Raw genomic sequence first — 16,928 nt, 5'->3', positions numbered from 1 at the left:
GAAGGGCGAGCGAGGGGATTCGAACCCCCGAATAGCGGCGCCACAAGCCGCTGCCTTAACCACTTGGCGACGCCCGCCGCGTCCGTCAGAATCTACCAACACGAGCTGCAGCCTGCCTGGTGTCCCCTTCATCGCGTCCGCAAGGTCGGCCTGTTCTGGCGATGTTGGTGGGGGGGATTGCAGCGGCCGGGGTGCTGTCGCTGGTGGTGTCCAATCCGTCGTTGGAGGACTATCAAGCCCATGCCGGAGACCAGCTGGTCAGGTTGGGCACCAAGGAACTTTGCGATGAACCGACCCTGCCAATGGTGCTGCGTCTGTGGATACGCAATTGCCCTGAACTGATTGCCTCCCAGCGGGATGCCCTGGCGGCATTGGCGGGTCAGTTCACCACCCGTCGCAACCTGGTGGTGGCCAGCTTGTATTCCACCCAAATGGAAGGGAAGGAGCTGCTGCCAGGTCTGCGCCTGCCCGGCTTTGAAGTGCTCAGCCTTGGTGTGGCAGGTCGTTTCGTGGTTCTCAGCACCGACGCCAGCAGTGGTGCTGAGGATTGATGGACGCCCCGTCGCTTAAGACCCAGCCGGGGAGTGGTGTCCTTGAGGCCTGGGCACCCCTGGGACTGCTGGATTTCGCCCCTTCAACGCCCCTGCCAGACGTCGCGAAGCAAGGGCTAACGCCTGTGCGTCTTAGCTGGCATCAGGGCCGCCTGCGGGAGCTGAAGCCCCTGCCCGCCGAGCACGTGCCACCGTCTCGGATCGTGCTGCCGCGCTTGGTCGACTGCCATGTCCATTTGGACAAGGCCTACACATGGCATGAGCATCCCAACCTCAGCGGCAGCTATGGGGGTGCCCTGGACGCCAACCTGCGGGAGCACAACACCCGAACCGTCGCTTCCGTGCTCCAACGCGGAGAGCACGCCATGGAGAGGGCGTTCGCTAACGGGCTGCGGGCCATGCGCAGCCATGTCGACAGTGGTGGCCCCGGCGCTGAGCCCAGCTGGGATGCGCTGCTCACGCTGCAGCAACGCTGGCGCAGCCGCATCGATCTCCAGCTGGTGGCACTGGTGCCTTTGGCCTTCTGGGGGTCAGCTGAAGCGGATGTTCTGGCGCGTCGCGTCGCAGCGAGTGCGGGCTGCCTTGGCGGTGTGCTGACCCCCCCCTGTGGATCTTCTGTGGTCACCCAGCAGCTGGAGGCGTTGTTGCGCTTGGCTGATCGCTATGGCTGCGGCGTCGATCTGCACATCGATGAAGCGGATCATGGTCCGGCGGAGGGCATGGTTCAGCTGCTGAAGGCTTTGCGGCGCGTACCAGTGCAGGTTCCAGTCACCTGCAGCCATGCCAGCAGTCTTTCCCTGCTGCCGGCGCCACGCCTCATGCGGTTGGCAGAGCGCATGGCGGCAGCGCAGATCAATGTGATTGCCCTGCCTCTCACCAATGCCTGGTTGCTGGCACGGGTGGATCACGCCACACCACTTCAGCGTCCGCAGGCCCCGATCCGTCAGTTGCAACGTTGCGGTGTCCCCGTTGCGGTGGCGGGTGACAACGTGGCCGATCCGTGGTTCCCGGGAGGCGACTTTGATCCCTTGGGCTTGCTGGGTGCGTCGATGCCGTTGACCCAGTTGTTGCCCTGGCAGCGCTTGGGCCTCGCCCCTTTCACCACGGCACCGCCCGCCATTCTTCAGTTGGAGTGGGATGGGGTGCTGCGGGCTGGGGCTCCAGCTGATCTGATCTGCATGGAGGGCCAGGGATGGTCAGATCTGATCAAGTGCTCTTCCCAGCGTCAGATTCTCGTGAACGGCCACTGGCAGTCGTCACCAAGCGCTAGACCCTGACCAGTGTTCCGCCACGTCATGGGTCGCGCTGAAGCCTTAATCGCCCTGCGGCAAGCCCTCAGCGCTGTTCCGGATCTGGAGCTGTTGGAGGAACCGGGAGAGCTTCAGCGCCATTCCAGGGATGCCTTTGAGTACTCCCCCGTCTTGACGCGGCGGCTGGAGGCCTGCCGTGCTGAGTTGGTGGTCCGTCCCCGCTCGGTGGACGCCGTCGAACGACTGGCTTCGGCCTGCGCTGAGCACCAGGTCCCCTTGACCCTTCGCGGTTCCGGGACGGGGAACTACGGCCAGTGCGTGCCTCTGCAGGGCGGCGTGGTGATGCTCACCACGGCCCTGCGGCAGATCCGTTCGATTGATCCGATCACTGGGGTGGTGACCGTGGAACCGGGCTGTGTGATGCGTGATCTGGATCAGGAGTTGCGCCGGCATGGACGCCAGCTGCGCTTGATGCCCAGCACTTGGCGCAGCGCCACCATTGGCGGCTTCGTTGCAGGGGGGTCTGGGGGCATCGGTTCGCTGCGCTGGGGCTTCCTACGGGATCCAGGCCATTTGCTCGGGTTGGAGATCGTGCCGCTACGCCCCGATGCCCAGCGCCATCAACTCGGCGAGATGGATGCAGAGGCCTTGAACCACGCCTACGGCACCAACGGCATCATCACGGCCCTCAGCCTGGCCACAGCTCCAGCGGTCAACTGGCACCAGGTGAGTGTGGACTGCGAGCACTGGGAGCACGCAATTGAACTGATGCAAAGGATCGCTGCCTCGGCCTTGGATCTCCATTTGGCGAGCCTGCTGGAACAGCCGCTGCTGTCGCGGATGCCCGGTTGGGGTGGTCCTGCCGTCTCAGCCCACAGGCTGCTGTTGCTTGTCGCACCCGATGGGCTTAAAAGCTTGCAAAGGATGGTGCAGTCAGCCGGTGCCAGCCTGCGGGATCTCGGCCCTGAGGATCTCTCAGGGGGCAATGGCTTGCGAGAGCTGAGCTGGAATCACACCACCCTGCATGTGCGGGCTTCAGAGCCGGGATGGACTTACCTGCAGATGCTGTTGCCGCGACCGGAGGCCCCAGCGATGGCGGCATTGAAGCAGCGTTGGGGTGATGCCCTGCTCTGGCATCTCGAGCTTGTGCGGCAGCAGGGCTCTCCCCGCCTGGCTGCTCTGCCGTTGGTGCGTTGGCAGGGACAAGATCAGCTGAACCGGTTGATGGATGACTGCAGGGCCGCGGGTGCCGTGCTGTTCAACCCCCACGTGATCACTGTGGAAGACGGCGGCCTTGGCGTCATCGATGCCGATCAGGTGGTGGCCAAGCAGCGCTTTGATCCTGCCGGTCTGCTCAATCCAGGCAAGCTTCGGGGTTGGGAGGAGCGCTCTTGAGGATCAGCAGCCCAGACTGTCGAAGGTGGCGACTCCGGTGCTGGGGTTGACGCCCTCGGCCTCGCCACAAAGGCGGCGTTGATCATCACGATCGAGCAGGGCGTCAGTGAAATCGGCCCCTTCGATCTGAGCGTTGCTGAAGCTGCTGCCCGACGCAATGATCCCGGTTAGGACGGCATTGCGTAGGTCGGTGGCGACGAAGTCGGCGCGATCCATCAGGGCATCGGAGAGGTCAGCGCCTTGGAAATCAGCCTCGGCGAAGGCCCCTTGGGTGAGGATTGCGCCATGTAGGTTGGCGCCCCGGAAATTCGCTCCGCGACCCACAGCTCCGGCAAAGGATGTGTTGGCCAGGTTCTGCCCCTCGAAGTCGCCGTTGCTCTGGTTTGTGAGCGTGTAATCCACCTTTTCCTGGAACAGGGCCCGGTCCTGCAGTCCCACCCCAGCTGAGGTGTCCAGGGCCTGGGCAGGCGTTGCCATGAGCAGAAGGGGCAGGAGAAGGCCGAGCAACCAGGAGATTCGCAGCACAATCAACGCGCAAGCTGTGCTCACTCTGCCGTTACAACGCCTCGAGCGAACAAGTCACCGATCAGATACAGCGATCCGGCAACAATCGGCACCGGTGTCGGCCATTCGTTGCTGCTGAGCTGGTTCAGCACGGTTTCAAGGCCGTCGGCCTCCTGCAGCTGGTGATCGAGCTGAGGCAGCTCCTGGAGGAGGGCTGACCGGCTCCAGCTCTTGTGGCTCGGCACCGGAATAATCCAAGCCTGGTCTTGCGGCAGCAGCAGCGTCTGGAGCATGGCGACAGCATCCTTGTGGGCCTGGATTGCCAGGATCCACACCACACCATTGGAGGCATCGATCCACTGGTTGCGTTCTTCGGCCAGCTGCACCGCTGCTGGTGGATTGTGGGCTCCATCCAGGCGAAGCTTTTGGTCCCCCCAATGCACGGTTTGCAGGCGGCCGGGCCAGTGAGCTGTGGCAAAGCCCTTCTGGATCATGGCTTCAGGCAAGGTCCAGCCCAAGCCGGAGAGGGCTCGTAAGGCATCGAGGGCCACAGCGGCGTTGCTTCGCTGAATGGCGCCGGGCAAACCCAGTTGCCAGTTTGAATCCAGGGGCTTCACCCAGTGGAGCGTGGCCTGCTGGGTTCGGCAGGTTGTCTTCAGGACGTCACGCACCTCAGGGGCTTGAACGCAACTGATCACGGTGGCCTGCGGCGGGATCGCTGCCGCTTTTTCGGTTGCGATGGCGGTGAGGCTGTTGCCCAGGTGCTCGCAGTGGTCCAGGCCAATGCTGGCGACAGCCACCACAGGGCGGTATGGGTGGGCCGTTGTTGCGTCAAGCCGTCCTCCCAGCCCCACTTCCAGCACCAACAGGTCGCAGGCGTGCCGTTGGAACTCCAAGAAGGCTGTGGTCACGAGCAGTTCAAACGGGGTTAGACGATGCCGTTCGTTCAGGGCCTGAAGCGCCTGCAACTGGGTGCGCAGCGTTTCAACGGCAATGGGCTTTCCCTTGATCCGGATGCGTTCGCACCAGCTCACCAGGTGGGGGGAGGTGGTGACCCCGCAGCGGAGGCCGGCGGCACAGAGGGCTGATTCCAGAAAGCTGACGATGGAACCCTTCCCATTGGTGCCCAGCACCTGAATCGCGGGAATCGTCCGACAGGGATGGTCGAGCTCGTGCAGGGCCGCATGCATGCGATCCAACTGCAGATCCATGCCACGCAGATCGAAGCGTGGGATCAGATCAGACAGATCGTCCACTCAGCTGACGCTGGAGAGGGTTTTCGCCAGGCGGCGCAGCAGTTCGCGCACTTCGCGCTTGTTGATGATCAGTGGGGGGACCATGCGCAGCACCGAGGGACCGGCCGCCACCAGAAGCAGGCCTTGGTTAATGGCGGCTTTTGCCAGCGCAGGGGCCGTCCAACTGCTGCCCTCTCGTATCACGATGCCTTGCAGCAGACCCCAGCCCCGCACGCCTTGGAGGTGCTCGGGGAAGCAGTTCACCAGCTCTTGGAGCCCATCGCGCAGTTGTTCGCCGCGGGCTGTGACGTTGCTCAGCAGCCCTCGTCGTTCGATTTCGGTGGCCACCGTCAAACCTGCCCGGCAGGCGAAGGGATTGCCGCCGAAGGTGCTGGCGTGGTCGCCGGGATCAAACAAATCCGCGGATGCGTTCACCAGCAAGGCCCCAATGGCGTGGCCACCGCCCAGGCCTTTGGCCAGGGTGAAGGCGTCAGGGCTAATGCCCAGCTGCTCATAGCCCCAAAGGCGGCCACTCCGCCCCATGCCCACCTGCACTTCATCAAGGATCAGCAAGATGTTGTTCTTTGTGCAGATCTCGCGCAGGCGTGAGAAGAAAACGCGGTCTCCAGGGTTGACGCCACCCTCACCTTGCAGGGGTTCAACCAGAACAGCCGCGATCGAGGGACCGGCCTGTTCGTAGCGGTTGATCAGGGCTTCGAGAGCTTTCAGATCGTTGTAAGGGAAGTAATCAAACCCGGTCACCATGGGCTCAAAACCCTTGTGGTACTTGGGTTGACCGGTAGCGGTGACCGCCGCGAGCGTGCGGCCATGGAAGCTGGCTGCTGCTGTGAGGATCACGGGCTGTTCGATGCCGCGGCGTTGATGTCCGTGTTTGCGGGCCAGCTTGATCGCGGCTTCATTGGCTTCGGCTCCGGAATTGCAGAAGAAGACGCTGTCGGCACAGCTGTTGCGCACTAACCAGCTGGCCAGCTCTTCCTGTTCTGGAATCTGATAAAGATTCGATACGTGCTGGAGCCGTCCCAGCTGCTTGCGCAGAGCCCGCTGCATGGCTCTGTCGCTGTGGCCCAGGGTGCAGGTTGCGATGCCAGCGACTGCATCCAGGTAGCACCGCCCCTGGGTGTCTTTGACCCAGCAGCCTTTCCCCTTTGCCAGCGCCAAAGGGAAACGGCCGTAGGTGTTCATCACAGCGGATGGATGGGAGCCGGGGGACTTGAACCCCCAAGACCAGTGGCCGGCTGATTTTGAGTCAGCTGCGTCTACCAATTCCGCCAGGCTCCCGCACGGGAATTGTATTGATTGAAGGGCCCAGTTTCAGGGGATGTTTCGGTTCACCTCAGCGCCGGCAGCGCTGAGCTTTGCTTCGAGGTCGTCGTAGCCCCGATCGAGATGCTTCAGACCAGCCACTTCGGTGATTCCTTTGGCGGAGAGGCCAGCCAGCACCATGGCAGCCGCTGCACGGAGGTCGGTGCCGGTGACTGGAGCTGCGCTCAGCTGAGCCACGCCTTCAACAATGGCTGTGCTGCCCTTGAGGCGGATGGATGCCCCCATGCGTTGCAGTTCGGCCACATGCTGCAGCCGGTTTTCGTAAATCTTTTCGCTGATCACACTGGTGCCCTTCGCGGTACACATCAGGGCCATGAACGGTGCCTGAAGATCGGTTGGAAACCCTGGAAACGGTTGGGTGGTGATGTCCACGGCCGTGATCTCGCCCGGGGTGATCGTCACGGCCCTCCCATTGATGTCGATGGAGCAGCCGCAATCCCGAAGTTTTTGGATCACAGCGCTAAGGTGGCCGGGAATTACAGGCTCCACTACCAGTGGTGAGCGTGTGATTGCTGCCGCCATCAGGAAAGTTCCGGCTTCGATGCGATCCGGGATCACCGGATAATTGTTGCAACCATGGAGCTGCTCCACTCCCTTAACGGTGATCACCGGGCCGCCAGCGCCGCTGACCTGGGCTCCCATGCTGTTTAGCAGGTTGGCCAAGTCCTGCACTTCAGGTTCCTGAGCAGCGTTTTCGATGGTGGAGACCCCATCGGCCAGAACCGCTGCCATCAGAATGGTTTCAGTGGCGCCAACGCTGGGGCAGTCGAGCACGATCTGAGCACCTGTCAGGCGTTTTTCGATGCCGGGCACTGAGGCCGTGACAATCCCGTGCTCCACTTTGACGACGGCACCAAGGGCTTTCAGGCCGCGGATGTGCTCCACGACGGGACGTGCTCCGATGCGGCAACCCCCAGGCAGGGGGACCCGCGCGTGTCCCAGGCGTCCAAGCAGGGGGCCAATGCTGAAGAAACTGGCGCGAAGGCTGTTGACCAGTTCGTAGGGAGGGGCAGAGCCGCTGAGCTCGGCGGCGGTGAGGCGAATGCGGTCCGTCCTTCGGTTCACCTGAACCCCCAGAGATTCAAGGATGGCGCTCATGCCATCGATGTCTGTGAGGGAGGGAATATTGGTCAGCTCAATGGTCTCCTCGCTGAGGAGGCTGGCTGTCATCAGCACCAGGGCAGAGTTTTTGGCACCGCTGACGCGAAGCGTTCCATTCAGGGCCTGGCCGCCACTGACATTGAGGCGTTGCTTGAGACTCTCCTGAGACACTTCTGCAACGACCTTCATCAATGATCTGAACCCTTATATCGGGATATTGGCAACGTTCATTGAGACCGTCTAGACGGCCGGCGTTCAAACTGGACAGTTTGTTATTGGGCTGGGGCAGTCAGGAATCGGTGATGCCCTATGTTCTTTCGGTCGAACACGACACGCCAGCGGATGTGGCGGAATTGGTAGACGCGCTAGTTTCAGGTACTAGTGGTGGCAACATCGTGGGAGTTCAAGTCTCCCCATCCGCACTAACTTTGTCGGGTAGCAGCGCCCGACAATCATGATCGTTCTCAAGATCACTAACGCATCGGAAGTGGTTGCTTCCAAGGTTGGCAAATTCCTTGAACTGCTAACCCCTGACTCCATCGATCACACAACCGTTGAGGATCAGGTGATTAAAAAGATGATCGAGAACCTTGCGGCAGAAGGGATTAAGGGTGAAATCGCAGCCATCAATGGCCTCCAGCTCGATGGTGAAAATTTGAGCGTTCACAAAGGCTTGAACGTGCGCAAACACGCAGCGTTCTGAATCATTCTCTGGATTCCTCCTCTCCCCTGATCAGCAGCCGACGCAATCCCCTTGTCAAACGGCTGCGAACTCTGGCCACCCGTGCGGGGCGACATGCAGAGGGGCTGTTGCTTCTTGAGGGCACCCACCTGTTGCAGGAATTTCTAAGGCAGGGCAACGCACCCGAGGAAATCATCGCGACTGAAGCCTGGTTGCAAGGTCATCCGGCCCTGGCTGAACGTTGTTCCCAGGCTCGATGTCGGATCGTCACCGATGAGGTGTTGAGGGCTGCTCTTACAACGGTCACACCCGACGGTGTTGCCTGCCTAAGCCCCCTGGATCGACTGCCAACCGTCCCTCCAGAGCTGGACTTCCTCCTGGTTCTGGATCGGATTCAGGATCCAGGAAATCTGGGCACGTTGCTGCGAACGGCACTGGCTGCTGACGTCAACGCGGTCTGGATGGGGGCTGGTGTAGATCCCCTCGGCACGAAGGTGTTGCGGGCCTCTGCCGGTGCTCTGCTTCAACTGCCGCATCAACGCTTTGGCCCGAGCGAAGCGGTGGCGATTTCACAGCTTCAGCAGGAACTGACGCAGCTGGTGGCCTTGGGTGTGCAAGTGGTGGCCACCCTGGTGCCCGATTCGACCAAGGCTGAGCCTCCCTCTCCCTACTGGGATCTCGACTGGACGCTGCCGACGGCGCTGGTGCTTGGAACCGAGGGAGCAGGGCTGCATCCGGATCTGCAGGCCTGCTGTACCCATGCCGTCACGCTCCCCCACAGCGCAAGTGTGGAATCCCTGAATGTGGCGTCTGCCGCTGTTCCTCTCCTTCTGGAGCGGCGAAGGGCGACAATGACCGCCACATCGCAGCAGTTCGGGTGAGCGACGCCAGCTTCGACTTCGACGTCATCGTTATTGGAGCCGGCTACGGCGGCTTCGACGCTGCCAAACATGCCTCCGAGAACGGCCTGAAGACGGCGATTGTTGAATCACGCGACATGGGTGGCACCTGTGTGAACCGGGGCTGTGTTCCCTCCAAGGCACTGTTGGCTGCCAGTGGAAAAGTGCGGGAACTTGCGGACGACAAGCACCTGTCGAGCTTCGGAATTCACGCTGCTCCTGTGCGGTTCGAACGGCAAAAGATCGCTGATCACGCCAATCAACTGGTTCAGACCATCCGTACCAATCTCACCAAAACCCTGGAAAGGGCCGGGGTGACGATCCTTCGGGGGCATGGCCGTCTGGAGGGCAGCCAGAAGGTGGGGCTGCGGGAGCCCAGCGGGGTGGACAGGGTGCTGACCGCCAAGGACGTGATCATCGCTACGGGGTCTGATCCCTTTGTGCCGCCAGGTATCGAAACCGATGGCCGCACGGTGTTCACCAGTGACGAGGCCATCAACCTGGAATGGCTGCCCCGCTGGATCGCCATTATCGGCAGCGGTTACATCGGCCTTGAATTCGCTGATGTGTACACCGCCCTCGGTTGCGAAGTAACGATGATCGAGGCCATGGACAAGGTGATGCCTACCTTTGATCCTGATATCGCCAAGATTGCTGGGCGTCATCTGATTGACAGTCGAGATATCGATGCGCGTTCCGGTCTGCTTGCCCGCAAAGTCACACCGGGCTGTCCGGTGCAGATCGAACTGGCTGATTTCAACAGCCGTGAACTTGTCGAGAACCTTGAGGTTGATGCCGTCCTTGTAGCGACAGGGCGTGTTCCCAGCAGCAAGGATCTCAACTTGGAGTCGCTGAATGTGGAGACGAATCGCGGCTTCGTCCCGATCGACGACGCCATGCGGGTCTTGGTCAACGACCAGCCTGTTCCCCATCTCTGGGCCGTCGGAGATGTGACAGGCAAGCTGATGCTGGCCCATACCGCCGCTGCCCAAGGCACCGTTGCCGTGGACAACATCCTGGGTCATGCGCGCGAGATCGATTACCGCAGCATTCCGGCAGCCACCTTCACCCATCCCGAGATCAGCTCTGTTGGCCTGACCGAGGCGGATGCCAAAGCTTTGGCGGAGAAGGATGGCTTCCAGCTCGGTTCCGTTCGCAGCTATTTCAAGGCCAATTCCAAAGCTTTGGCAGAGCTGGACAGCGACGGTTTGATGAAGCTGCTGTTCAACAAAACCAGTGGTGAAGTGCTGGGGGCCCACATTTACGGACTTCACGCCGCCGACCTGATCCAGGAGGTAGCCAATGCCGTTGCCCGCCGTCAGAGCGTGCGTCAGCTCGCCACCGAAGTTCACACCCACCCGACCCTCAGCGAGGTGGTGGAGGTCGCTTACAAGCAGGCTGCCGCCCAGGTGGCCGCCTGATCACCCCCAGCTTTTTCGTTCCAGCTTTTTCACTGTTCCATGGAGATCCGCCGTCGTCCCCCCAACCCCAAGGTGCGGGTGGCCCATCTCGAATATGCGGTGCCCCACGATGACGAAGAACCACGTCACATTCTCGAGAAAATTGTCTGGGAAAAAGACCGTGAGATCGATATTGCTCGTGACAAGGTTCCCCTCGACAACCTGAAGCGGCAGATTGCCAAGCTTCCCTCCACGAAGGATTTCCTGGGGGCACTTAAGGCGGCCGCAACGAAACCAGCGGTGATTGCTGAGGTGAAAAAAGCGAGCCCCAGCAAAGGGGTGATCCGCGTGGATTTCGACCCGGTGGCGATTGCCAAGGCCTACGCCGCTGGCGGTGCAAGCTGCCTCTCGGTGCTTACTGACAAGACGTTTTTCCAGGGCGGCTTTGATGTCTTGGTGGAAGTGCGTCAGGCCGTTGACCTGCCTCTGCTCTGCAAGGAGTTTGTGCTGAGTCCCTATCAGCTGTTTCAGGCCCGGGCGGCCGGCGCTGATGCGGTGCTTCTGATCGCTGCCATCCTGTCGGACCAGGATCTTCGTTATCTCAACAAGGCTGCGGCGGCACTGGGCCTCACGGTGTTGGTGGAGGTCCACGACGCCACCGAAATGGACCGTGTGCTGAGCATTGGTGGCTTCCCCTTGATCGGGATCAACAACCGTGATCTCGCCAGCTTCGAGACGGATTTAGCCACGACCGAGCGACTGATGATCGACTTCAACGACCGTTTGAACCAACAGGGGGCGCTGCTTGTGAGTGAGTCGGGCCTGTTCAGCCGGGCCGATCTCGATCGGGTGCAAGCCGCCGGTGCGGGGGCTGTGCTGGTGGGAGAAGCCCTGATGCGGCAGCCGGATGTTGAAGCTGGTCTGGTGCAGTTGATCGAGGCCGGTTAAAGCTATTCGCTATCTCACTGCTGATGCAGAATTGCCACATTCAGTCGGTTCTTTGTGCTGATTAGCCTTTTGACCGGTGTTGCAGCCGGGGCCGTTCATGTGGTTGGTGGTGCTGATCACCTGGTGGCGATGGCGCCCTTCTCTCTGAACAAGCCATGGGCTGCCTTTCGTCACGGCCTGGCGTGGGGTGCCGGTCACTCCACCGGGGTTGTGGTCTTGGCGTTGATCGCCATTGGTCTGAAAGACCTGGCCCATGTGGAGGCCATGTCGTCCTGGGCGGAATTTCTCGTGGGCGTTGCCCTGCTGGTGGTGGGTGCCTTGGCCGTGCGCACAGCCTTCGGGCTAAAACTGCACACCCATGAGCATCGCCACGACGGTGCCGCCGAGCATCGTCATCTTCACCTGCATGTGCACGGTGCCAGCAACCACCGTCGCCACGTCCATGCCTCCTCTGGCCTGGGTCTGCTGCATGGCCTGGCGGGGGCCAGCCACCTGCTCGCGGTGATCCCTGCTTTGGCTCTGCCGCCCCACGCTGCTGTGGGCTATCTATTTGCTTACCTACTTGGATCTATCGGCGCCATGGTGGCTGTGGTGTCTGTGGTGTCGTTCCTCACCCTCCGCAGCGGTGCCCGGCTGATGCCTTTCATCGTGGGCGGTACGGGTGCTCTCTCGATTGTCACCGGGGCCATCTGGCTGCAGAAGACCTCACCGGCCCTGTTCTGATTTACCGCGCGGGAGCCGGCCCACCACCTCGCCAATCAATAGTTTTGTTGGCACCGCTCCCAATAGGCGGCTGTCGGTGCTTTCGGCGGGGTTGTCTCCCAGCAACCAAAGCCCCGTTTCCTCAACGCTCTTCAGGCGCTTGATCAGACGCAGCTTTCTTCGCTTCGGATGCCAGGTCACGACCACGGATCCCAGGCTGAGCGCGCGCTTCCGTCCCAGCCGTCTGACCAGAACCCGGTCTCCGGGTTCAAGGGTGGGCTGCATCGATCGTCCTTCGATCCGTAGCAGCAGCCGTCGCCCACAAAAAAGCAGCAACAGGTCGCGAAGACCTGCTGCTGCGATAGGGGGAATGGTTCTGTGCGTACTCAGGATGCGGTGACCCAGGCATCGGAACCGCCCTTGGACTGCCAGAACATGCCGTGGATTTTTTCAACGGCAGCCATCAGTTCTTCTGCCTTGGCCTGATCGATGTTGACCTTGCAGGCGCTGCAGAGCTTGGCTGCTTTCCAGAAGGTGTCGTGCAGGTCAGGGAAGGTGGCCAAGTGATCGGGCTTGAAATAGTCGGTCCAGAGGATCAACAGCTCTTTCTTGGTCTTTTGTGCTTCCTCTTCCTTGATGGCGACGTAGCGGCCGAAGGTGTTGTTGTAAGCAGCTAGGGCAGCGGCGTCACCAGCGGCGGGCGCTTCCATCGCCTTCAGCTTTTTGGTCATCGACAGCACGGCTTCGGCTGCCACACGGGCGGAAGCCGGGTCGTACACGCCACAAGGACCGTCGCAATGGGCTTCTGCCACGGGAGCAGGAAGGGCACATGAAAGTGCGAAAAGGGCCGAGCGCAGCATCGGTTCAGAGCGGAATTGGCTTGGGTTGAGCCTAGCTTCCGCTCACTTCTGCACGTTGAGGAGTTCCACCTCGAAGATCAAGGTTGCGTTCGGGGGAATCACGCCACCGGCGCCTCTGGTTCCGTAGGCCAGGTCGGAGGGGATCACCAGCTTGCGCTTGCCGCCCACTTTCATTCCGGCGACTCCTTCATCCCAACCCTTGATCACCCGGCCAGCACCGAGGGGAAAGCTGAAGGGGGTACCCCGGTCGTAGCTGGCATCGAACTGCAGTCCGTCTTCCAGGGTGCCGCGGTAGTGCACCACCACCGTTTGGCCGGGGGTGGCCTCTTCGCCGTTGCCCACCTCCAGCTCGATAATTTTCAGACCACTGGCGGTGATGATGTTGTCAGGGGCACCGAGGGGGCCGCCGAGGGCTGAGGCGTCGGCGGGAGCGGAATCGTTGGCCATGGCGAAAAGAATCGGGTTGGGGTCGTCAGGGTCGAGTTCGAAGCTCAACGTCTTTTGGGGTTTCGAAGCCTCGGTGCGGACTGCAGCCGGCTGCGCTGGGGCTGCGGAAACGGTAGAGGGGGCCACGATCTGGCTCACTAGGGCCAGGAGAAGGCAGGCCACGCAGACCGTTGTGCTGATGATGATGTCGCGCACGGAAGGGCTTCTATTACGTCGATTCTGACCTCCGGTCCGCGGCGTCGGCGTTCATTCAGGCCGGTTCATCTGCCGCAGCTGTTGCTCGAGGCGATCAATTCGGCCCCGCAGCTCATCCACTTCCTTCTGGCTTGGAACGCCAAAGTCCTGGAGCAGGTTGTCGCGGTTGCGTTCCAGGTTGCGCCCCATCTGCTGTTCCAGTTCAGGGGTTTCGCCGCGGAGAGCCTTGAGCACGTCGTCCACCAGAGCGGACGCTTCATTGGGATCCAGCCGTCCACTGCTCACCCAGTTTTGGGTAACGCCTCGCAGACGGTCAGCAACGAGGGTGGTTGTGCCCAGGCCACGGAGCAGCAGTTGCTGAAGAGGATTCGCGGCATCCATGGCGACAGGTGGGCAGGTCCGATCCAGGATGCCTTCGGCCGGGACTGCTGACCATGGGCAATCACCAACTGCAGGCCGGATCGCGGGCGCTGCTTGGCGGCGTCTTGGCAGGCGTGGCTCCATCCCTTGGCGGGCCATTGCTGATGGTCCCCGCTCTGGCGCTGCTCTGGTCTGTGGTTGAGTGTCCCCGCTGGTCGGCGGGCTGGGGACTGCTGGCTGTTTTGGTCAGCCACAGTTGGTTGCTGGCCTTGCATCCACTCACTTGGATGGGTGTTCCCGACTGGCTCAGCCTGCCGGTGACGCTGGCCCTCTGGCTCGCCTGCGGGAGCCTTGCCGCTCTGCTCTTGGCCGGATGGTCTTTGCTGGCACGGCGGCTGCCTCGCCGCTGGCCGCGTCTTGTGCGGCTGGTGCTGTTGGCAGGGCTCTGGGCTCTGGCTGAACTGGTGCTGTCGGGGTCGCCGCTGTTCTGGATTGGCGTCGGCGGCACCACCCTGCCTTGGGACCGCCCCTTGGCGGGGTTGGCCCGCTGGTTCGGCTCCGGAGGGCTGACATTGCTGCAGTTGTGCTGGGCCTGTTGCCTTCTGACGCTGTTCGAGCAACCCGCTGCCTGGCGCCGCTGGGGCTTGCTCGGATTGGCCAGTGTGCTCCTGGCCCATGGTTTCGGGAGCTGGCTGTTGTTGGCGCCCCCGCCGCCGGTCGGCTCAGTTGCTCTGGGGGTTTGGCAACCCGCCGTTCCCACACGAGAAAAATTTGATCTGGAGCGTCAACAGGCGCTTCCAGAAGCTCTAGTGGATGCGATGCGTCAGATGGAGCCCAACAATCCAGCTGCTGTGGTGGCTCCGGAAGGAGCGCTGCCGGCGCGTTTTCAGCTGCCGGCCGATGCTCCAGCCATCCCCCTGATCAGTGGCAGTTTTCGTTGGGTGCGGGGTCAGCAACGCAGTTCTTTGTTGCTGTACGAGCCGCAGGCCCGTTCTCCTGTCCCCTTGGCTGATAAGCACCGTTTGGTGCCGATCGGGGAATGGATCCCGCCCCTTCCCGCCGGGCTGACGGCGGGACTTTCTGCGGTGGGTGGATTGTCCCCCGGTCCGGCCTCAAGAACGATGGCGGTAGTTGAACCTCCTGCGGCCGTTGCGATCTGCTACGAGATCGCCGATGGTCTGGCTCTGGCTCGCTCCGCTGCCGATGGTGCGACCTGGCTCCTTGCCATTGCCAATCTCGATCCCTATCCACTGCAGCTGCAAAACCAGTTTCTGGCGCTGGCGCAGTTACGGGCGATCGAGACAGGACGGGATCTCCTCAGCGTTGGCAACACGGGCCCCACGGCGCTGATTTCGGCCAATGGGTCGGTGCAGTGGTTGCTTTCGCCTGAGGCTCGGGGCGTCGCCGAGGCCGTCGTTCAGGTGCGCCAGCGCGTCACGCCCTATTCGCGTTGGATCAGCCCGCCACCCAGAACAGTTTCACCGTCGTAGAAGACAGCCGCCTGGCCTGGTGTGATCGAGAACTGCTCCTCTTTAAAGCTGAGAAGGCAGCGATAGGGTCGCTCTCGCTGCTTATCTGCCTCGGTGGTCGGGAGGGGTGAAAGCTCCGCACGCACCGGCGAACTCCGGTAGCGCACCTGCACCTCAACGGTTTGCGGCGCTTCGATCGGGTCAATCGAGACCCAGTTCACCGCGCCCACCACGCAACCGTCTCGGCCGGCTTCGGCCCGGGGTGCGACTATCACTCGATTCATCGCAGCGTCAAGGCGGATGACGTGAAGGGGCTCACGCCACGCCACCCCGAGACCTTTGCGCTGACCGATGGTGAAGTGTTCTATGCCATCGTGCTCGCCCACAACGGTCCCGTCCGCAAGCACGATTTCCCCCTGCCGCGTTGGCAGATAGGCATCCAGGAACGCCCGCATTGATCCGTGGTGGTCTGCCAGGCAAAGATCCTGGCTCTCCGGTTTTTTTGCGGTGCGCAGACCGTGTCGTGCGGCTTCAAGACGCGTGTCGGGTTTGGTCAGTTCCCCTAGGGGAAAAACGATGCGCCCTAAAACGTCCTGGGGTAGGTCATAGAGGAAATAGCTCTGGTCTTTGCGGGTATCGAGGCCCCTCAAAAGCTGATGTCGCCCTTGATCGCCGCCATGGCGTATACGGGCGTAGTGGCCGGTGGCGATGCGGGGCAGCTTGCGCTCCTGCAGAGCCCAATCGAGCATCGGTCCAAATTTCACCGATCGATTGCACTGGGAGCAGGGCAATGGCGTGATCCCATCGCGATAGCCATCCACCAGCCGTTGAACGATCTCCTGTTGAAACGTCTCCCGCGTATCCACCACGTGGTGGGGAATGCTCAGTTGTTCACAGATGCCGGCCGCATCCACCAGCCCCTCGGCGCAACAGGCCCCTTTCCCGCTCATCAGCCACAGCGTCAGGCCTTCCACATGCCAGCCTGCCTCCACCAGCAGCGCAGCAGTTAGAGAACTGTCAACGCCTCCAGAGAGACCAACGGCAACACGATGGTCCCCAGGCCATTGCCGGAGGCGCTCAAGAGCAGCCTCTCCAGCGCTGGTTGTGGTGGATCCGACGGCCATGGGCGGCGCAGGAAGTTCTCTCCATAGTGAGGTCCCGGCAACCTGCAACTGGTGTGGCCTCCCGCTGATGCCGATCACCTACCGGTGGATGCCGTGTCCATGGGCGCCGTGGAACAGAGGTTGTTCGACAGCGGAATGCCCGTGCTGCCTCGATGGAGAAGGTGAGGCTGGGCCAGAGCCGGCCGCTGCCTGAGTCGTTGGCGGATCTGTTTCGGCGTCGGCAGCAGCAGCAGCCTGGTGCGTTGATCAGCCTGGACGTGCCTTCGGGCCTTTGTTGTGACCATGGAAATGTGTTGGGCTATCAGGCGGCCTGTGCCGCGGTCACCCTCAGCGTTGGCTGGTTGAAGCGTGGGTTGTATCTGGACCCGGCCCTCCCCTGGGTTAGTTCGTTGGTGCGGCTCATCTGGCGCTGCGGGGGGGGGGGGGGCAGGGCCAGGGGCGGCGGCTGGGTTCAGGCCGTTG

Annotated in this window: 19 protein-coding genes and 3 tRNA genes; 11 read left to right on the top strand and 11 right to left on the bottom strand. The window is 61.9% G+C overall.

The genetic code is table 11. The features are described from left to right. Positions 1 to 4: 4 nt before the first annotated feature. Positions 5 to 77: transfer RNA gene (locus tag FZX09_RS06160), tRNA-His, on the bottom strand. Positions 78 to 161: 84 nt separating this feature from the next. Between FZX09_RS06160 and FZX09_RS06155 the strand changes: the two genes are divergently transcribed. The 3 genes from FZX09_RS06155 to FZX09_RS06145 are packed head-to-tail and all read left to right on the top strand — an operon-like array spanning position 162 to position 3,196. Beyond that, positions 162 to 551 carry a DUF4359 domain-containing protein gene (locus FZX09_RS06155; RefSeq protein ID WP_226401644.1) on the top strand — a complete coding sequence of 130 codons (390 nt, stop codon included), beginning with the start codon at positions 162 to 164 and terminating at the stop codon, positions 549 to 551. After that, positions 551 to 1,828, top strand: coding sequence for an amidohydrolase family protein (locus tag FZX09_RS06150; RefSeq protein WP_226401183.1), 1,278 nt, complete (start codon positions 551 to 553; stop codon positions 1,826 to 1,828). Before FZX09_RS06155 ends, FZX09_RS06150 begins: the two co-directional genes overlap by 1 nt. A gap of 18 nt (positions 1,829 to 1,846) precedes the next feature. Then, on the top strand, positions 1,847 to 3,196 hold the full coding sequence (locus FZX09_RS06145) for an FAD-binding oxidoreductase (RefSeq protein ID WP_226401181.1): 1,350 nt from the start codon (positions 1,847 to 1,849) through the stop codon (positions 3,194 to 3,196). A 3-nt stretch (positions 3,197 to 3,199) separates the two neighbouring features. Here FZX09_RS06145 and FZX09_RS06140 read toward each other — a convergent pair whose 3' ends face one another. From FZX09_RS06140 to murA, 5 genes are all read right to left on the bottom strand, one after another. Continuing rightward, positions 3,200 to 3,673 (bottom strand): pentapeptide repeat-containing protein, encoded by a 474-nt coding sequence (locus FZX09_RS06140; RefSeq protein WP_226401642.1) that lies wholly within the window; start codon positions 3,671 to 3,673, stop codon positions 3,200 to 3,202. 68 nt (positions 3,674 to 3,741) lie between these two features. After that, on the bottom strand, positions 3,742 to 4,956 hold the full coding sequence (locus tag FZX09_RS06135) for a dihydrofolate synthase (RefSeq protein ID WP_226401179.1): 1,215 nt from the start codon (positions 4,954 to 4,956) through the stop codon (positions 3,742 to 3,744). Beyond that, positions 4,957 to 6,138 carry an aspartate aminotransferase family protein gene (locus tag FZX09_RS06130; protein ID WP_226401177.1) on the bottom strand — a complete coding sequence of 394 codons (1,182 nt, stop codon included), beginning with the start codon at positions 6,136 to 6,138 and terminating at the stop codon, positions 4,957 to 4,959. A gap of 13 nt (positions 6,139 to 6,151) precedes the next feature. Then, a tRNA-Leu gene (locus tag FZX09_RS06125) sits at positions 6,152 to 6,234 on the bottom strand. A gap of 33 nt (positions 6,235 to 6,267) precedes the next feature. After that, a complete protein-coding gene (gene murA / locus FZX09_RS06120) occupies positions 6,268 to 7,569 on the bottom strand; it encodes a UDP-N-acetylglucosamine 1-carboxyvinyltransferase (RefSeq protein ID WP_226401175.1) in 1,302 nt (433 codons plus the stop codon). Between the two features lie 149 nt (positions 7,570 to 7,718). Here murA and FZX09_RS06115 point away from each other — a divergent pair. The 6 genes from FZX09_RS06115 to FZX09_RS06090 all read left to right on the top strand — a co-directional run bounded on the left by FZX09_RS06115 (position 7,719) and on the right by FZX09_RS06090 (position 12,032). Further along, positions 7,719 to 7,802: transfer RNA gene (locus FZX09_RS06115), tRNA-Leu, on the top strand. A 32-nt stretch (positions 7,803 to 7,834) separates the two neighbouring features. Beyond that, on the top strand, positions 7,835 to 8,083 hold the full coding sequence (locus FZX09_RS06110; protein ID WP_226401173.1) for a hypothetical protein: 249 nt from the start codon (positions 7,835 to 7,837) through the stop codon (positions 8,081 to 8,083). Between the two features lie 26 nt (positions 8,084 to 8,109). Continuing rightward, on the top strand, positions 8,110 to 8,943 hold the full coding sequence (locus tag FZX09_RS06105) for an RNA methyltransferase (RefSeq protein WP_226401640.1): 834 nt from the start codon (positions 8,110 to 8,112) through the stop codon (positions 8,941 to 8,943). Further along, positions 8,940 to 10,382 carry a dihydrolipoyl dehydrogenase gene (gene lpdA, locus FZX09_RS06100; RefSeq protein ID WP_226401171.1) on the top strand — a complete coding sequence of 481 codons (1,443 nt, stop codon included), beginning with the start codon at positions 8,940 to 8,942 and terminating at the stop codon, positions 10,380 to 10,382. The genes FZX09_RS06105 and lpdA overlap by 4 nt, the downstream gene beginning before the upstream one ends. Before the next feature lie 39 nt (positions 10,383 to 10,421). After that, entirely contained in the window at positions 10,422 to 11,309 is an 888-nt protein-coding gene (trpC, locus tag FZX09_RS06095; protein ID WP_226401169.1) for an indole-3-glycerol phosphate synthase TrpC, read from the top strand. 54 nt (positions 11,310 to 11,363) lie between these two features. Next, positions 11,364 to 12,032 carry a hydantoin utilization protein A gene (locus FZX09_RS06090; protein ID WP_226401167.1) on the top strand — a complete coding sequence of 223 codons (669 nt, stop codon included), beginning with the start codon at positions 11,364 to 11,366 and terminating at the stop codon, positions 12,030 to 12,032. Here the strand turns inward: FZX09_RS06090 and sodX are convergent. Genes sodX through FZX09_RS06070 form a run of 4 tightly spaced genes read right to left on the bottom strand, consistent with a single transcriptional unit; the run spans position 12,015 to position 13,894 of the window. After that, the gene (sodX, locus tag FZX09_RS06085) at positions 12,015 to 12,347 is read right to left on the bottom strand and encodes a nickel-type superoxide dismutase maturation protease (protein WP_226401165.1); all 333 of its coding nucleotides are present in this window, start codon (positions 12,345 to 12,347) and stop codon (positions 12,015 to 12,017) included. The genes FZX09_RS06090 and sodX overlap by 18 nt on opposite strands. A 50-nt stretch (positions 12,348 to 12,397) precedes the next feature. Next, positions 12,398 to 12,871, bottom strand: coding sequence for a superoxide dismutase, Ni (gene sodN, locus FZX09_RS06080; protein WP_226401163.1), 474 nt, complete (start codon positions 12,869 to 12,871; stop codon positions 12,398 to 12,400). 42 nt (positions 12,872 to 12,913) lie between these two features. Further along, positions 12,914 to 13,513, bottom strand: coding sequence for an FKBP-type peptidyl-prolyl cis-trans isomerase (locus FZX09_RS06075; RefSeq protein ID WP_226401161.1), 600 nt, complete (start codon positions 13,511 to 13,513; stop codon positions 12,914 to 12,916). 51 nt (positions 13,514 to 13,564) lie between these two features. Next, on the bottom strand, positions 13,565 to 13,894 hold the full coding sequence (locus FZX09_RS06070) for a phasin family protein (RefSeq protein WP_226401159.1): 330 nt from the start codon (positions 13,892 to 13,894) through the stop codon (positions 13,565 to 13,567). Between the two features lie 8 nt (positions 13,895 to 13,902). Between FZX09_RS06070 and lnt the strand changes: the two genes are divergently transcribed. Beyond that, the gene (gene lnt / locus FZX09_RS06065; RefSeq protein WP_226401157.1) at positions 13,903 to 15,363 is read left to right on the top strand and encodes an apolipoprotein N-acyltransferase; all 1,461 of its coding nucleotides are present in this window, start codon (positions 13,903 to 13,905) and stop codon (positions 15,361 to 15,363) included. Here lnt and mnmA read toward each other — a convergent pair. Beyond that, positions 15,315 to 16,466, bottom strand: a complete 1,152-nt coding sequence (gene mnmA, locus FZX09_RS06060; protein ID WP_226401155.1) for a tRNA 2-thiouridine(34) synthase MnmA — start codon at positions 16,464 to 16,466, stop codon at positions 15,315 to 15,317. The two genes, lnt and mnmA, sit on opposite strands and share 49 nt — an antisense overlap. Positions 16,467 to 16,618: 152 nt before the next feature. Here mnmA and FZX09_RS06055 point away from each other — a divergent pair. After that, positions 16,619 to 16,928, top strand: a 310-nt coding sequence (locus FZX09_RS06055) for an NAD(P)H-hydrate epimerase (RefSeq protein WP_304623280.1), incomplete at its 3' end; no start/stop codon positions are given.

The sequence above is a fragment of the Synechococcus sp. MU1643 genome, from assembly GCF_020514095.1.
In the GTDB taxonomy this organism is placed as follows: Bacteria; Cyanobacteriota; Cyanobacteriia; order PCC-6307; family Cyanobiaceae; genus Parasynechococcus.
Note: the sequence above shows the minus strand (reverse complement) of the source record. Positions and strands in the feature narration are given on the sequence as shown.